Origin of the sequence: Chelatococcus composti, from assembly GCF_014201415.1 — a bacterium.
Classification (GTDB): Bacteria; Pseudomonadota; Alphaproteobacteria; order Rhizobiales; family Beijerinckiaceae; genus Chelatococcus_A; species Chelatococcus_A composti.
In genome coordinates, this window is record NZ_JACHEH010000002.1 from 318,984 (window position 1) to 334,196 (window position 15,213).

13 protein-coding genes, 1 tRNA gene and 1 pseudogene are annotated in these 15,213 nt (G+C 68.2%); 7 read left to right on the forward strand and 8 right to left on the reverse strand.

What is annotated here, in order from left to right:
• Positions 1 to 7: 7 nt before the first annotated feature.
• The 3 genes from HNQ73_RS04805 to HNQ73_RS18125 form a co-directional block, all read right to left on the reverse strand.
• On the reverse strand, positions 8 to 1,135 hold the full coding sequence (locus HNQ73_RS04805; RefSeq protein ID WP_183332795.1) for an iron-containing alcohol dehydrogenase: 1,128 nt from the start codon (positions 1,133 to 1,135) through the stop codon (positions 8 to 10).
• A gap of 48 nt (positions 1,136 to 1,183) precedes the next feature.
• On the reverse strand, positions 1,184 to 1,543 hold the full coding sequence (locus tag HNQ73_RS04810; protein WP_183332797.1) for a hypothetical protein: 360 nt from the start codon (positions 1,541 to 1,543) through the stop codon (positions 1,184 to 1,186).
• Positions 1,544 to 1,691: 148 nt separating this feature from the next.
• Positions 1,692 to 2,510 (reverse strand): GGDEF domain-containing protein, encoded by an 819-nt coding sequence (locus tag HNQ73_RS18125; protein WP_183332799.1) that lies wholly within the window; start codon positions 2,508 to 2,510, stop codon positions 1,692 to 1,694.
• A 209-nt stretch (positions 2,511 to 2,719) separates the two neighbouring features.
• Between HNQ73_RS18125 and puuE the strand changes: the two genes are divergently transcribed.
• Complete coding sequence (gene puuE, locus HNQ73_RS04820) at positions 2,720 to 4,132, forward strand: allantoinase PuuE (RefSeq protein WP_183332801.1); 1,413 nt, start codon at positions 2,720 to 2,722, stop codon at positions 4,130 to 4,132.
• Positions 4,133 to 4,413: 281 nt separating this feature from the next.
• On the opposite strand, the gene HNQ73_RS04825 is transcribed toward puuE, so the two are convergent.
• Positions 4,414 to 4,498, reverse strand: a tRNA-Leu gene (locus HNQ73_RS04825).
• A 201-nt stretch (positions 4,499 to 4,699) separates the two neighbouring features.
• Here HNQ73_RS04825 and hrcA point away from each other — a divergent pair.
• From hrcA to HNQ73_RS04845, 4 genes and pseudogenes are all read left to right on the forward strand, one after another.
• Positions 4,700 to 5,851: a heat-inducible transcriptional repressor HrcA gene (gene hrcA, locus HNQ73_RS04830; protein WP_210304936.1), complete on the forward strand. Its 1,152-nt coding sequence runs from the start codon at positions 4,700 to 4,702 to the stop codon at positions 5,849 to 5,851.
• A gap of 233 nt (positions 5,852 to 6,084) precedes the next feature.
• Positions 6,085 to 6,263: pseudogene (locus HNQ73_RS17895) on the forward strand (Lrp/AsnC ligand binding domain-containing protein); the annotation flags it as partial.
• Positions 6,264 to 6,439: 176 nt separating this feature from the next.
• Positions 6,440 to 8,245 (forward strand): translation elongation factor 4, encoded by a 1,806-nt coding sequence (lepA, locus tag HNQ73_RS04840; RefSeq protein WP_183332803.1) that lies wholly within the window; start codon positions 6,440 to 6,442, stop codon positions 8,243 to 8,245.
• Positions 8,246 to 8,370: 125 nt separating this feature from the next.
• Entirely contained in the window at positions 8,371 to 9,375 is a 1,005-nt protein-coding gene (locus HNQ73_RS04845) for a complex I NDUFA9 subunit family protein (RefSeq protein ID WP_183332805.1), read from the forward strand.
• A 21-nt stretch (positions 9,376 to 9,396) separates the two neighbouring features.
• On the opposite strand, the gene HNQ73_RS04850 is transcribed toward HNQ73_RS04845, so the two are convergent.
• Complete coding sequence (locus HNQ73_RS04850) at positions 9,397 to 10,113, reverse strand: sulfate transporter family protein (protein ID WP_183332807.1); 717 nt, start codon at positions 10,111 to 10,113, stop codon at positions 9,397 to 9,399.
• Positions 10,114 to 10,138: 25 nt separating this feature from the next.
• Positions 10,139 to 11,251, reverse strand: coding sequence for a TRAP transporter substrate-binding protein (locus HNQ73_RS04855; RefSeq protein ID WP_183332809.1), 1,113 nt, complete (start codon positions 11,249 to 11,251; stop codon positions 10,139 to 10,141).
• Positions 11,252 to 11,499: 248 nt separating this feature from the next.
• On the opposite strand from HNQ73_RS04855, the gene HNQ73_RS04860 reads away from it, so the two are divergent.
• The gene (locus HNQ73_RS04860) at positions 11,500 to 12,609 is read left to right on the forward strand and encodes an OpgC family protein (protein ID WP_246512323.1); all 1,110 of its coding nucleotides are present in this window, start codon (positions 11,500 to 11,502) and stop codon (positions 12,607 to 12,609) included.
• On the opposite strand, the gene HNQ73_RS04865 is transcribed toward HNQ73_RS04860, so the two are convergent.
• Positions 12,600 to 13,409, reverse strand: a complete 810-nt coding sequence (locus HNQ73_RS04865; protein ID WP_183332813.1) for a YiiX/YebB-like N1pC/P60 family cysteine hydrolase — start codon at positions 13,407 to 13,409, stop codon at positions 12,600 to 12,602. The two genes, HNQ73_RS04860 and HNQ73_RS04865, sit on opposite strands and share 10 nt — an antisense overlap.
• Before the next feature lie 36 nt (positions 13,410 to 13,445).
• On the reverse strand, positions 13,446 to 14,438 hold the full coding sequence (locus tag HNQ73_RS04870; protein ID WP_183332815.1) for a 2-hydroxyacid dehydrogenase: 993 nt from the start codon (positions 14,436 to 14,438) through the stop codon (positions 13,446 to 13,448).
• A gap of 239 nt (positions 14,439 to 14,677) precedes the next feature.
• Here HNQ73_RS04870 and HNQ73_RS04875 point away from each other — a divergent pair, with 239 nt between their 5' ends.
• Positions 14,678 to 15,211 (forward strand): SH3 domain-containing protein, encoded by a 534-nt coding sequence (locus tag HNQ73_RS04875; RefSeq protein ID WP_183332817.1) that lies wholly within the window; start codon positions 14,678 to 14,680, stop codon positions 15,209 to 15,211.
• Positions 15,212 to 15,213 lie beyond the last annotated feature (2 nt).

Below are 15,213 nucleotides of genomic sequence, written 5' to 3' on the forward strand. Positions count from 1 at the left end.
CGGAAGCTCAGACCATCACCTCGCGCAACAGGGCCATGTAGTCCTCGCGGGTCGCGGCGCGCGGATTGGTGGCGTTGCTGTGATCGGCAAGCGCCTTCTCGACGATGCCCGGCAACATGGCCTCGGTAACGCCCAGCGTGCGGATGCCGGCGGGAATGTTCAGGCGCCGGTTGAGCGCCTCGAGCTCGGCGGCAAGGTCCGCGTGCGCCGGCAGACCAAGCGCCGCCTTGATGCGCTCCAGCTTGTCGCCCACATGGCCGGCGTTGAAGCGGATCACGGGCGGCATCAGGATGGCGTTGAGCGTGCCATGATGCAGCGAGGGCTCCTTGAGGCTGCCGAGCGCGTGACTCAGCGCATGCACGGCCCCGAGGCCCTTCTGGAACGTGAGGCCGCCCTCGAGCGCGCCCATCATCAGCTCGGTGCGCGCAGCAAGGTCGGAGCCGTCGGCAAAGGCCCGCTCGAGATTGCGCCAGATGCGCCCGGCGCCGTCGAGGGCGATGGCCTCGGCCGGCGGATTGTCGCGCGGCGAGAGGAAAGTCTCGATGCAGTGCGACAGCGCGTCGAGCCCCGTGGCCGCCGTCAGCCACGCCGGCAGGCCGAGCGTCAGCTCCGGGTCGCACAGGGCGAGCCGCGGGATGAGGTGCTGGCTGATGATGCCAACCTTGCGCCCGTCGGCCAGCGTCATCAGGCTCGCGCGCCCCACCTCGGCGCCGGTGCCGGCGGTCGTCGGGATGGCGATGAGCGGCGCCACCGCCGCGGTGATGTGCGCCATGCCGCCGTCGATGGCGGCGTAGCGGGCGAGCGGCGCCGGATGCGTGGCAAGCAGCCCCACGGCCTTGGCGAGGTCAATGGGCGAGCCGCCGCCGAGCGCCACGAGCCCGTCGCAGCCCTCGCCCCTGTAGACCTCGAGCGCGGCAAGCGCCGCCTCCTCGGTGGGGTTGGTCGGCACGTCGAGGAAGAGCGGCGTGCCCGCAGGGCACAGCGCCCTCACGCGCTCGACGAGCGGCGTCGCCGCAAGGCCGCGGTCACTGACGAGGAGCGGACGCCGGATGCCGAGGCCCGTGAGGCCGTCTGCCAGCTTCGCGAGACTGCCCGGCCCGAACTCCGTCGTCGTCAGATAAGAAATAGTGCCCACTGGTTTCCCCCATATGTGCTTTGCGTGCCTTGTCGGCGCTGTCGCCTGTCAGCCCTGCCGCCCGGCCGCAGCATCGACCGAAAGGTCGAGCCGCCCCTCGACGATCGCCCGCCCCCTGATGGTGGCGCCCGGATCGAGCCCGGCGCACAGGAACCAGAAGGCATGGTCGCCGGCCGGCACGGCCAGATCGAGATCGATGCGCAGCCGGTCGCTGACCACCGCGGCGGCATGCACCACCCGGTCGTCGTTCCAGACGATGGCATAGCCAATCTGCCGGCGCGGCATCGGCTCGTCGAGCTCCAGCGTCAGCCGCTCGTAGCGCAGGGGCAGCAACGAATAATCCACGCATTCGTGCGCCACGCGCCCGTATTCGTCGACCTCTACGCAGAACGAAGCCTCGAAACGCATACCGACACCACGACCCGACCGAACGCCACGCGATACGCCATGTAATTTTATCAGCAAACCACGATTCGGACTGCCCGCGCACAGCCCCCGCTGCATGGCAGCCATCGCGCGGGCGTGTTGTCGCCCCCTGTCGCGGGCCGAACCCGCCTCAGCGCGCCGCGGCCTCCGTTGCCGCCGTCCCTCCAGCCTCGGCGAAGCGGATGGTCGCACCGCCCGTCGCCTTCGCCTCATAGAGAGCGGCATCGGCATCGCGCATCAGATCGTCGATGACGGCGCCGGCCGCCGGGCGCAGCGCCACGCCCACGACGGCGGTGACGCAGTGGCGCGTGCCCTCGATCACGATGGGCTCGCTGATGACATCGGCGAGCCGCCGGGCGATGGCCCCGGCATCCGCACGTCCGTTGATGCGCGGGCAGAGCACGGCGAACTCGTCCCCGCCGAGCCGGCTCAGCGTTGCCTCTTGCGGCAACGCGCCCCGCAGGCGCTGCGCCACGACGACGAGCAGCCTGTCACCCACCGGGTGCCCGTAGCGGTCGTTGATCGCCTTGAAGCCGTTGAGGTCGAGGAGCATGAAGGCGAGGCTCGCACCGTCCCGCTCCGGCCGCTGCCGCACCTCCTCGAAAGCCCGGCTCAGCACGCGCCGGTTGGGAAGCCCCGTCAGGGGGTCGAGCATGGCGAGCTCCTCGGCGCGCTGCGCCCGCTCCTGCGCCCGGCGCTGCTCGGCGAGCCGCCGTACTGCGAAGACGAAGAGCAGGATGCAGAGTACGAGGCCGAGCAGCAGCGCCTCGTCGATCTCGATCCGCTTCTCCGGGGGATCCGTGACGTAGTCGCTCGTGAAGATGTCGTACTGCCAGGCGACGAGCACGCCGAGCGCCATGCCCGTGGTGAGGACGAAGAGATCCTGCAGGACGCTGCGCAGGTTCCAGTCAGACGGCCGGATGCAGCCGGAGATCACGGACGTTTTCACGGGGCGTGCCTACCTTCATGCGGCGGAATTGCCGTCCCTGCCCAGTCACTACAGCAGAGTGCACAGCTTGCCAAAGGATTACGCCACCTTGCGTGCAGGGCGGGCGCCGCTTGCTCGCGACACCGTTGATTTCCGGTGCGGCCCGATGCTTGCATGAAAGCAGCGCGGCCCTTCGCCGCCCTCCCGCTGCAGCCTCCGGAGCCTTCGCCATGACGAGCCCCTACCCCCGCGACATGATCGGCTACGGGCGCCACACGCCCGATCCGCGCTGGCCGAACGGCGCTGCCATCGCGGTGCAGTTCGTCATCAACTACGAGGAGGGCGGCGAGAACAACATCCTGCACGGCGACGCCGCATCGGAAGCCTTCCTCTCCGAGATCATGGGCGCCCAGCCCTGGCCGGGCCAGCGCCACATGAACATGGAGTCGATCTATGAATACGGCTCGCGCGCCGGCTTCTGGCGGCTGTGGCGCATGTTCACGCGCCGCGGCGTGCCGGTGACGGTCTATGGCGTCGCCACCGCCCTCGCCCGCAACCCGCAGGCCGTCGCCGCCATGCAGGAGGCCGGCTGGGAGATCGCCAGCCACGGCCTCAAGTGGATCGAGTACAAGGATTTTTCGAAGGAGGAGGAGCGCGCCCATCTCCATGAGGCGCTGCGCCTGCACGAGGAAGTGACGGGCACGCGCCCGCTCGGCTGGTACACCGGCCGCTGCTCGGCCTTCACCACCGAGCTCGTCATGGAGGAAGGCGGCTTCCTCTACTCGTCCGATTCCTACGCCGACGACCTGCCCTACTGGATCGAGGGGCCGCACGGGCCGCACCTCGTCATCCCCTACACGCTCGACGCCAACGACATGCGCTTTGCCTCGGCGCAGGGCTTCAACTCGGGCGACCAGTTCTTCGCCTACCTGAAGGACAGCTTCGACACCCTCTATGCCGAGGGGCTCGAGGGCGCGCCGAAGATGCTCAACGTGGGTCTGCACTGCCGCCTCGTCGGCCGGCCCGGCCGCGCCGCGGCGCTCGCGCGCTTCCTCGATTATGTCGCCGCCCATCCGCGCGTGTGGGTGGCGCGCCGCATCGACATCGCCCGCCACTGGTACGTCCACCACCGCCCGGCCACCCTCGTGCCGAGTCGCCTCTCCGCCCCGCGCTTCGTCGCGCTCTACGGCGACGTCTTCGAGCACTCGCCCTGGATTGCGGAGGAGACGCACCGGCGCGGCCTCACCGCGGCGCAGGACACCGCCGAGGGCCTGCATGCGGCCATGTGCACCGTGCTCGCCCATGCGCCGCAGGAGAGGAAACTCGCCCTCATCAAGGCCCACCCGGACCTCGCCGGCCGCCTCAAGGCCGCAGAGCTCGCCCCCGATTCCCGCCGCGAGCAGGCCTCCGCCGGTCTCGACTGCCTGACGGCGGAGGAGAAGGAAACCTTCCTCGCCCTCAATGACGCCTACAGGGCGCGCTTCGGCTTCCCCTTCATCATGGCCGTGAAGGGCCGGAGCAAGGACGAGATCCTCGAAGCCTTCCGCGCCCGGCTCGCGAACACGCCGGAAGCCGAATTCTCGACCGCGATGGCCGAGATCGAACGCATCGCGCTGCTGCGGCTGAGAGAGAGGCTGGGGTGAGGGGACAGGGGGCCGTCGAAGTCAAGACAAACCATCGTCTGCGCGTACCCCGCAGCCGATGCACAGACGACATGCGCTGAGCTTTTCAGGCAGCGGTAATCGCCGCGCGCTGACGCTTTCGCTTGGGCAAAAGTCAAGACAAGCAAGCGCGCCCAGCGGACGCGCCGGATATTGCGAACGCGCGACATCCCGCCGTCGGCAGCTTTCACCGAAATGCGCTCAAGGAAGGAAAGCCCGCTTGGGGCACCTCAACGTCTCGATCAGAAACGTCTTGAGGGATATGGTGCCCAGGAGAGGACTCGAACCTCCACGGCTTTCACCACTGGTACCTGAAACCAGCGCGTCTACCAATTCCGCCACCTGGGCCCATGTCAGGGCAGGCGTCTGTCTAAGCGGGCGTCCGGGGCTTGTCAACGGCACTTTTCGGGGAAGCTGCGCCGCGCGGTGGACAACCGGGCGGCGGCGGCAGCCTCGCCGGGGCGCGAGCGGCGCGATCCACCGGCAGCGGCCAGCCGTTCCTTGAAAAGCGGCGGGCCGGGCCCATAATTTCCAATGGAAGACAGGAGCATGACGGCCATGAATGTGACGCCACGTGGTGCCTGGGCCGCCGGTGGCTCCCCGTCGGACGCGGGGGCGGCTTCCGGCACGAGGGCCGGAACGCCGGAAGGGTCGCGTCCCATCGTGGAGCTCAACGAACGCTCGCGCGAAATCTTCCGCCAGATCGTCGAGAGCTACCTAGCCACGGGCGAGCCGGTGGGCTCCCGCAACCTCTCGCGCATGCTGCCGCTGCAGCTCTCGCCGGCCTCGATCCGCAACGTGATGGCTGATCTCGAGGCGACCGGCCTCATCTACGCCCCGCACACCAGCGCCGGGCGCATGCCGACCGAGCTCGGTCTGCGCTTCTTCGTCGATGCGCTGCTCGAGATCGGCGACCTTACGGCGGAGGAGCGGGCGAACATCGAGAGCCAGGTGCGCGCCACGGGCAGCACCTCGCTCGAGGGCGTGCTTGCGCAGGCGACGACGCTGCTCTCCGGCCTGTCGCGCGGGGCCGGCGTCGTGGTCACCACCAAGCAGAACCTGCGCCTCAAGCACATCGAGTTCGTGCGGCTCGACCCCGGCCGCGCCCTCGTGGTGCTCGTCGCCGAGGACGGCTCGGTGGAGAACCGCCTGCTCGACCTGCCGCAGGGCCTGCCCGCCTCGGCGCTGACGGAGGCATCGAACTTCCTCAACGCCTGCATCCGCGGCCGCACCCTGAGCGAGGCGCGGGAGGAGATCGCCCGCCGGCGGGAGGAAATCGCCCGCGAGCTCGACGCGCTGACGGCACGGCTCGTCGAGGCCGGAGTCGCCATGAGCGTCGGACAGGCGGAGGAGCGCCGGCTCATCGTGCGCGGCCAGGCGAACCTCCTCGAGGACCTGAAGGCCGCCGAGGATCTCGAGCGCATCCGCCTGCTCTTCGCCGATCTCGAGGCGCAGAAGGACATGATCGACCTCCTCTCCCGGGCAGAGGAGGGCGAGGGCGTGCGTATCTTCATCGGCTCGGAGAACAAGCTGTTCTCCATGTCCGGCTCGTCGATGATCGCCGCCCCCTTCCGCGACAGCAGCCAACAGATCGTCGGTGTCGTCGGCGTCATCGGCCCGACGCGGCTCAACTATGCCCGCATCGTGCCGATGGTGGACTACACGGCCCAGGTGGTGTCGCGGCTGCTCGAGGGGCGGTAGGCCCGCGCCTTACAGAAAGTGCATCATCGCCGCCCGGGCGTGCGGGGCTTTCGCGCAGGCGGGATGCGTCCGCACTGCAGCGGCACAGCACCACAACGGGAGAGGCGGCCGGCCGCATCACCATGGCTTCCTCCCCAGCCGTTGCGGAAGGTGTAGCTGTGGCCGTTGATCGCCGGCACGCCGCCCAGATGGACGTTGAGCACCTTCGAGCCAGGCAGGACGAAACCGAGCTGGAGGTGCTCGACTGCCACGGGGTCGCCGGCGGCTTCGACTATTTCCTCAAGATCCGGGTGCGCGACGTCCTCGACTTCAACCGCCTGCACGGCGTGAAGCGGCCCGCGCTGCCCGGCGTGCGCCAGATGCTACCTTCCTCGTCCTCATGGAGGCGGTCGACAACGCGCCGCTTTCCTTCCGAGGCGCCTGTGCCGGCCCCCGTTCCACGCCCGTTGCCGCGCCACCCCTTGGCGGATGGCCGCGGCACTGCTATTCCCGCGGCTTGACGATCACGGCCGCGCTCCCGCCCCCGCCTGCGCAGGAAAGGCCGTCACATCCGCGAGTACAGGCGGGCGAGCGAAACGACGTTCCGACATGACCACGAAGCCCATCGAGAACATCCGCAACTTCTCCATCGTCGCGCACATCGACCATGGCAAGTCGACGCTCGCCGACAGGCTCATCCAGAAGACCGGCGCCTTGTCGGAACGCGAGATGCAGGAGCAGGTGCTCGATTCCATGGACATCGAGCGGGAGCGGGGCATCACCATCAAGGCGCAGACCGTGCGCCTCGAGTATCCGGCCAAGGACGGAAAGACCTACATCCTCAACCTCATGGATACGCCCGGGCACGTGGACTTCGCCTATGAAGTCTCGCGCTCGCTGGCGGCCTGCGAGGGCTCGCTGCTCGTCGTCGACGCTTCGCAGGGTGTCGAGGCCCAGACGCTCGCCAACGTCTACCAGGCACTCGACGCCAACCACGAGATCGTGCCCGTCCTCAACAAGATCGACCTGCCCGCGGCCGAGCCCGAGCGCGTCAAGGAGCAGATCGAGGAGGTGATCGGCCTCGACGCTTCCGACGCCGTGCTGATCTCGGCCAAGACCGGCCTGGGCATCGAGGACGTGCTGGAGGCCATCGTCACCCGCCTGCCGCCACCCAAGGGCGATGCGGAGGCGCCGCTGAAGGCGATGCTCGTCGATTCCTGGTACGACGCCTATCTCGGCGTGGTCGTGCTCGTGCGCATCGTCGACGGCGTGCTGAAGAAGGGCATGACCATCCGCATGATGGGCACCGGCGCCGCCTATCCGGTGGACCGTGTCGGCGTCTTCCGTCCGAAGATGACCAACGTGGACTCGCTCGGCCCCGGCGAGGTGGGCTTCCTCACCGCCTCCATCAAGGAGGTGGCGGACACGGCCGTCGGCGACACGATCACCGACGACAGACGGCCCTGCGCCGAGCCGCTGCCCGGCTTCAAGCCCGTCCAGCCCGTCGTCTTCTGCGGCATCTTCCCCGTCGATGCCGCCGATTTCGAGGACCTGCGGGCGGCCATGGGCAAGCTGCGGCTCAACGACGCCAGCTTCACCTACGAGATGGAGACCTCGGCGGCGCTCGGCTTCGGCTTCCGCTGCGGCTTCCTGGGGCTCCTCCACCTTGAGATCATCCAGGAGCGGCTGGAGCGCGAGTTCAACCTCGACCTCATCTCGACGGCCCCGTCGGTGGTCTACCGCCTCAGGATGACGGACGGCACCGAGCGCGAGCTGCACAACCCCGCCGATATGCCCGACGTGGTGAAGATCGCGGAGATCGCCGAGCCGTGGATCCGCGCCACCATCCTGACGCCGGACGAGTATCTCGGCTCCATCCTCAAGCTCTGCCAGGACCGGCGCGGCGAGCAAGTGGACCTCAACTATGTCGGCAAGCGCGCCATGGTGGTCTACGACCTGCCGCTCAACGAGGTGGTGTTCGACTTTTACGACCGCCTGAAGTCGGTCTCGAAGGGCTACGCCTCCTTCGACTACCAGCTCACGGAATACCGGCCCGGCGACCTCGTGAAGATGTCGATCCTCGTCAACGGTGAGCCGGTCGATGCCCTGTCCATGCTCGTGCATCGCACACGCGCCGAGGCCCGCGGCCGCGCCATGTGCGAGAAGCTGAAAGATCTCATCCCGCAGCACCTGTTCCAGATCCCGATCCAGGCCGCCATCGGCTCCAAGATCATCGCCCGCGAGACCATCCGCGCGCTGCGCAAGGACGTGACGGCCAAGTGCTACGGCGGCGACGTGACGCGCAAGCGCAAGCTGCTGGAGAAGCAGAAGGAGGGCAAGAAGCGCATGCGCCAGTTCGGCAAGGTGGAGATTCCGCAGGAGGCCTTCATCGCCGCGCTGAAGATCGACAGCTGAGCCGGCCACCTCGGGTGCCCGCAGCCTTTCGTCGCGGCGGATTCCACTTCCCTCAAAAATGCTCTAAGGAAGCCGCGACCCTTCCGACGGCCCGCACTCCCGGGCCAGCATTCGTGGAGACACTGATGGCGGCGCAAGCGCTCGATCCCCTCTCCAAGCTCGTCACGGTTTTCGGCGGCTCGGGCTTCCTCGGCCGCCACGTGGTGCGCGCCCTTGCCAAGCGCGGCTACCGCATCCGCGTGGCCGTGCGCCGGCCCGACCTCGCCGGGCATCTGCAGCCGCTCGGGCGCGTCGGCCAGATCCATGCCGTCCAGGCCAACCTGCGCTTCAAGAACTCGGTCGAGGCCGCTGTCGCCGGCTCCGACGCCGTCGTCAACCTCGTCGGCATCATGCAGCAGACCGGGCGCCAGCGCTTCGACGCGGTGCAGGCCTTCGGCGCCCGCGTCGTCGCCCAGGCGGCCGCCGGCATCGGTGCGCCGCTCGTACATGTCTCGGCTCTCGGCGCGGATGCCGCGTCTGCCTCGCTCTACGCGCGCACCAAGGCGGCGGGCGAGGAGGCGGTCCTCGCTGCCGTGCCTGATGCGGTCGTCTTCCGTCCGTCGGTTCTCTTCGGACCGGAGGATGCCTTCTTCAACCGCTTCGCCGTGCTCGCCCGCATGCTGCCGGTGATCCCGCTCGCGGGCGCCGACACGCGCTTCCAGCCGGTCTTCGTCGGCGATGTCGCGGAGGCGATCGCCCGTGCCGTCGACGGCACCGTGGCCGGCGGCCGCATCTACGAGCTCGGCGGGCCGCATGTGCGGACCCTGCGCGAGATCATCGACTACATCCTCAAGATCACCGGCCGGCGCCGGCTGGTGCTGCCGCTGCCCTTCGGCATTGCCCGCCTCCAGGCTTCCGTGCTCGAGACGCTCGACAAGCTGACCCTCGGCCTCATGCCCGACGAGCTCGTGCTGACGCGTGACCAGGTGTCGCTGCTCGCGAGCGACAACGTCGTCTCCGAGGCCGCTATCGCCGAAGGCCGCACGCTGCAGGGCCTCGGCATCCAGCCGGAGGCGATCGAGGCCATCGCGCCGGGCTATCTCTGGCGCTTCCGCGAGCGTGGGCAGTTCCAGCAGCCGCACCTCGCCTGACGGGAGCCGGCAGCGGCCGGCTCAGCCACTCCTGGCGCCGGAAGCTGCCACCGCCCGCGCCTCGCGGGCGGCGAGCTTCTTGTGCACATGCACCATGTAGGCGACGCCGAACAGCGGTGTCATCAGGTTGACGACAGGGATGGCAACGAAGCCGGCCAGAACGAGGCCGGCGAGCAGAACGGTGCCGCGATTGCGGTGGCGCATGGCCGCCGCCTCCTCCATCGGCTGGAAGCGCCCGGCCGCGAGCTCGAAATACTCCCGGCCGAGCAGGTAGGCGTTTGCCCCGAAGAAGGCGACGAGGTTGACGCCGGGCACGAAAAGCAGAACCAGCGCGATGGCGTTGACCATCAGCGACAGGCCGGCGAAGCGCAGCCCGTAGAGGATTGACTTGCCGAAGGAGAGCGGCCTGCCCGGCGGGTCCGCCGGATAATGCGCCCGCTCCACCATCTCCGCCGCGTCGTCGAGGAAATAGCCGGCGACGAGCGCCGAGATGGGCGGAATGAGGAAGGCGAGCGCGATGAAGATGCCGATGCCGGCGAAGACGAGCGCGAAGCTGTCGATCAGCGGGTAGTCCACCAGCAGCGCATAGCGGTCCATCAGCAGGGCCACACCGCGCGTCAGCGCCAGCCAGACGAGGAAGATCAGCGCCAGCGTCAGGGCCAGCGAGCGCCACAGGATGCGGCGGAACGGCGGCGAGATGATCTGCCGCCATGCCTTCAGGATGGCATCGGGATACATGGTTCTCCTTGAAAGACCGGGGGCCTTACGCCCCCAGCCCGATCTCGCGCATGGAGTAGATGGCGCCGTCCATCACCTTGCCATAGGCCATGGCCTTGGCCCTGTAGGCGGTGAAGGAGGCATAAACCTCACCCGCGAGTGGCGAGGTCTTGGCCAGTTCCGCGAGGACCGCCTCGGATTCGCGCCCCAGCGCCTTGACGATATCGTCGTTGAAGGCACGCACTTCCACCCCCTTCTGCAGCAGGGGCTCGTAGCTCTCGATGTTGTGGAAGGTGAAGTCGGCCAGCGTCTCGTAGGAGGTCGCCTGCGCCGCGCGGCGCACGATCTCCTTGAGGTCGTCCGGCAGGGCCTCGAAGGCCTGCTTGTTGACCAGCATCTCGAGCGCCGGGCCGAACTCGTGGAAGGCGGGCAGATAGTAGTACTTTGCCACCCGGTAGAGGCCGAAGGCGAGGTCGTTCCACGGGCCGACCCACTCGGCAGCGTCGATCGTGCCGGCCTGCATGGCCTGGAAGATCTCGCCCGGCGGCGTCAGCAGCGTGTTGACGCCGAGCCGGCGCAGCACCTCGGCGCCGAGGCCGGCGATGCGCATCTTGAGGCCCTTGAGGTCGTCGAGGCTGTTGATCTCCTTGCGGAACCAGCCGCCCGCCTGGGCGCCGGACGACCCCGTGAAGAACGGCAGCACGCCAAACGGCTCGTAGGCCTTCTCCCACAGCGCCTGGCCGCCGCCGAAGGCAATCCAGCCGGCATGCTCGTTGGCCGAGAGACCGAAGGGCACGCCGGTGAAGAAGTGGAAGGCCGGGCTCTTGCCCTGCCAGTAGTAGGGCGTGGCGTGGCCGCACTCCACGGCGCCGGACGACACCGCGTCGAAGACCTCGAAGGGCGGCACCAACTCGCCCGCGGCGAAAAGCTGCACCTTGAGCCGGCCACCCGACATGGCGGTGATCATGTCCGCGAGGCGCTGGGCGTTGACGCCGACGCCGGGCGTGTTCTTGGGCCAGGAGGTCGCCATGCGCCATGTGATGGTGTCCTGCGCCCGTGCCACATGCGGCATGGCGAGCCCTGCCGCTCCCGCCGCCAGCGCCCCGATGACGCCCCGGCGCGCCACTGTCGTGCTTCCTGCCCCGTGTCCCTTGGTCATGGCGTTCCTCGTCCCATACGGCCTCTCGCCGCAATCGGGGGCGGACTTTAGAGCATCAGCCGAGGCAGATGAAACGTGCTTTTTTTCGCCGCGTCCCGGACGGTGCGCCGCACCTCGCCCCTTCGTGAAGGGAACATCCGATCTTTTCCAGACGTTTCATGGGCGACGCCTCAATTCGACCACAGGCGACGTAAAGAACCGGCGCCCGAGACGAATCGGGCTTGTGACTACAACGGGTCGGGCTGGCAATGGACAGGTCCCAAAAACACAAAAGAATAGATTCGATCGATTTCTGGCGCGGAATCGTGCTGGTGTCGATTTTCGTCAACCATATTCCCGGAAATATCTTCGAATATCTCACACACAAGAACATCGGCCTGTCCGATGCGGCCGAAGCATTCGTCTTCCTCTCCGGTGTCTCGGTGGCGCTCGCCTACGGCCGGCGCTTCCTGAACGGCGAGCTCGGCACGCCGACGCGGGCGCTCGGCCGACGTGCGCTTACCATCTACGGCGTGCAGGTGATGCTGTCGCTCGTCGCCGTCGCCCTCTTCGTCACGGCCGCCATCCTGTTCGACGACGAAGGGCTCCTGGCCGAGCACGGGCGCGACATCGTCCTGGCCGATCCGGCGCGGGCGCTCCTTGCTATCGTGGGGCTCAGCCACCAGCTCGGCTATTTCAACATCCTGCCGCTCTACATCGTGCTGCTGCTCGGCACGCCCGCCATCCTGGCGCTGGCACGCGTGAGCAGCTTCCTGATGCTCGTCGTCTCGGCTCTGGTCTATGTCGGCGCACGGACCACCGGGCTCAACCTGCCGACCTGGCCGGTGGAGGGCGAATGGTTCTTCAACCCCTTCACGTGGCAGTTTCTGTTCTGCATCGGCCTGTTCATCGGCCTGCACCTGCGGGACGTCATGGCGACGCGCGACAACCTGCTGCTCGCCCTCTGTCTCGTGATCCTCGTCGCTTCGTTCTTCGTGGTGACGAACGGTTTCCACCTCGTGCCCGGCCTGTGGGACAGCGTGCGCGAGTCGATCGACGTCGGCAAGACGAACCTCGGACTTGCACGGCTGCTGCACTTCCTGGCGCTCGCCTATGTCCTCAGCCACCTCGGCCTGTCGAGGATCTTCGCCCGCACGCCGGTCTACGCCCCGCTGTGCCTCATCGGCCGCCACAGCCTGCCGGTCTTCGCCGCCGGCTCGCTCCTGAGTGCACTGGGCCAGATCATCAAGCACGTGCACCCGCCCGCCTATCTCGACGAGGCGGCGCTCGTGAGCCTCGGCATCCTCCTGCACTATCTCGTGGCGCGCGCCTTCGCCCAGCGTTCCGCTCGCCAACGGATGCAGCCTCGTCAGGCCTGAGCCGCGCCGGCCGGCGGATGCAGCTCCGCCGGCCGGTCCTCCCCCCACAGGAATCGCTTGTAGTCGAAGCCGGTCTCGATGGTCGGCTTGACGATGTCGAAATAGGGCGAGATGTCGAAATCCCGCGGCGCGTAGAGAGAATGATGGCGGATGTGGAGGATCTCCTCCCGTCCGTAGGCCGACTTGACGCGCCGGTCGTCATCCCACGACTTCACTCGCGGCAGGATAGGATAGCGCACGCTCTGGAAGGCCTGGGCGATCAGCGTGGAGCAGATCGTGCGCGTCGGCTCGCCCGAGCCAAGCGCCAGCATGCGGCGGCGCAGGCGCACCGGCACGGGCGGCGTCGGCAGCAGGTAGCGCGCGAGGTCGACGATATTGCGGACGTCATAGCCATAGCCGATGCGATCGATCATGAACCGGATCACCGCCTCGCGGTCTTCCGGCGTCAGCGCCACGGGCCGGCAGATGCGCACGTGCATGTCGCGGTATTTGGTGAGCGGCGCCGTCGTCACGCCGGCCTCGGCGGTGGCCTCCACGAGCACGTGCGGCTCGCCGTCCGCCTCGCGGGTGCCCAGCCTGTCGCCGACATAGAGGGCAGCGTGCGACCAGGTGGACTGCGTCAGGTACTTGATGGCGACGGCGATGCGCGTGTTCCCCTCCACGAGGAGCACGTCGCCCGGCTGGATCACGCGCGACAGGGCATCGAGGTCCGGCGGGAAGGCGGGCGCATAGCCCCTGATGGGGCGCGTCAGGATGCCGACAAGCCCTCGGCCGATACGGGTGAGAACGCTCGAGACCATGGCCCCCCCTTCCCGCTGCGACCGGCCGGCGGCCCGTCAGAGCATCGATGGCAGCACCCTGTCCGGCGGGCGATGGCCATCGAAGAAGGTCTTGATGTTGACGATGACCTTCTCGCCCATGTCGATGCGCCCCTCGATGGTGGCCGAGCCCATGTGGGGCAGCAGCACCACCCGGTTCTGCCGCGCGAGCTTGAGCAGGCGCGGGTTGATTGAGGGTTCGTGCTCGAACACGTCGAGCCCCGCGCCGGCGAGATCCCCCGCCTCGAGCATGCGCGCCAGCGCCACCTCGTCGACGATCTCGCCGCGGGCGGTGTTGATGAGCACCGCCTCGCGCTTCATCAGCTTGAGCCGCCTGGCGGACAGGAGATGATAGGTCGCCGGCGTGTGCGGGCAATGGATGGAGACGATGTCCATCCGCGCCAGCATCTGGTCGAGCGAATCCCAGTATGTCGCCTCGAGCTCCTCCTCGATGGCCGGGCTGACGCGGCGGCGGTTGTGGTAGTGGATCGAGAGGCCGAAGGCCTTGGCGCGGCGTGCCACGGCCTGGCCGATGCGTCCCATGCCAACGATGCCGAGGCGCTTTCCGGTGATGCGCCGGCCAAGCATCCAGGTGGGCGACCAGCCCGGCCAGTCCCCCTCTACCATCGTGCGCGCGCCCTCCGGCACACGCCGGGCGACCGCCAGCAGCAGGGCCATCGTCATGTCGGCCGTGTCCTGCGTCAGCACGCCGGGGGTGTTCGTCACCGTGATGCCGCGCGACAGCGCCGTCTCCACATCGATGTGGTCAAACCCGTTGCCGAAGTTGGCGATGAGCTTGAGATTCTCGCCCGCCTGGGCGAGCAGGGCAGCGTCGATCCTGTCGGTGATGGTCGGCACCAGTACGTCCGCGGTGCGTACCGCCTCGACGAGCTGCTGCGTCGTCATGGGCGTGTCGTCGACATTGAGGCGCGCATCGAACAGCTCGCGCATGCGCGTTTCGATGACGTCAGGCAGGCGACGCGTGACGACGACGAGCGGCTTCTTTTTCATAAGGAAGGCCTCGCATCCGGGGCAGCGTGTTCACCCCACGTTAAGCACAATCGGCAAGACATTGAGCTGAACGCAACCTGCACTCGTCTCCCTGCCGCCGGCCCTTGGCTCAAGTTCTACACACGGCCTCTGTAGCAAAGGAAGTCTGAAAGACAACCGGTAGAGAAGTCTAAGACCGACCGGCCGGCGCGGCGCCCCGCACGGTGCCACCCGCCCGGCGAGCCCCGCAAAGTAGAGCGATGTCCCATCTCCTCCGCCTCGCCCTCGTTCTCCTCGCCCTCGCCATCCCCGCCGCCGCCGGCCGCATCGCGCAGGCTGCCGATGCGCCGGTGGCGCGCGGGACGGTGAGCGGGCTGCCGCTGCCGCGCTTCGTCAGCCTCAAGTCGGACCGCGTCAATTTGCGCGAGGGACCGTCGAAGGATCACCGCGTCACCTGGGTCTTCACCCGCGCCGGCCTGCCGGTGGAAATCATTGCCGAGTTCGAGACGTGGCGACGCATCCGCGATTCGGAGGGCAGTGACGGCTGGGTGCTGCACAGCCTCCTCTCCGGCCGGCGCACGGCGCTCGTCTCGCCCTGGAGCAAGGGACAGATCTTCGCCATGCGCGAGCGCGCCTCGGAGGAGGCGGCCGTCGTCGCGCGTCTCGAGGCGGGCGTCGTCGTCGACGTGCGCCGCTGCACCGGCACGTGGTGCGAGGTGGCCGTCTCGGGCCGCCGCGGCTTCATGGAACAGGACAAGCTCTGGGGCGTCTACCCCAACGAACGCATCGAGTGACC

Coding starts and splice junctions, on each gene's coding strand:
- HNQ73_RS04810 (WP_183332797.1), bottom strand. CDS start 1,543: ATGCGTTTCGAGGCTTCGTTCTGCGTAGAGGTCGACGAATACGGGCGC.
- puuE (WP_183332801.1), top strand. CDS start 2,720: ATGACGAGCCCCTACCCCCGCGACATGATCGGCTACGGGCGCCACACG.
- hrcA (WP_210304936.1), top strand. CDS start 4,700: ATGACGGCCATGAATGTGACGCCACGTGGTGCCTGGGCCGCCGGTGGC.
- lepA (WP_183332803.1), top strand. CDS start 6,440: ATGACCACGAAGCCCATCGAGAACATCCGCAACTTCTCCATCGTCGCG.
- HNQ73_RS04845 (WP_183332805.1), top strand. CDS start 8,371: ATGGCGGCGCAAGCGCTCGATCCCCTCTCCAAGCTCGTCACGGTTTTC.
- HNQ73_RS04850 (WP_183332807.1), bottom strand. CDS start 10,113: ATGTATCCCGATGCCATCCTGAAGGCATGGCGGCAGATCATCTCGCCG.
- HNQ73_RS04855 (WP_183332809.1), bottom strand. CDS start 11,251: ATGACCAAGGGACACGGGGCAGGAAGCACGACAGTGGCGCGCCGGGGC.
- HNQ73_RS04860 (WP_246512323.1), top strand. CDS start 11,500: ATGGACAGGTCCCAAAAACACAAAAGAATAGATTCGATCGATTTCTGG.
- HNQ73_RS04865 (WP_183332813.1), bottom strand. CDS start 13,409: ATGGTCTCGAGCGTTCTCACCCGTATCGGCCGAGGGCTTGTCGGCATC.
- HNQ73_RS04870 (WP_183332815.1), bottom strand. CDS start 14,438: ATGAAAAAGAAGCCGCTCGTCGTCGTCACGCGTCGCCTGCCTGACGTC.
- HNQ73_RS04875 (WP_183332817.1), top strand. CDS start 14,678: ATGTCCCATCTCCTCCGCCTCGCCCTCGTTCTCCTCGCCCTCGCCATC.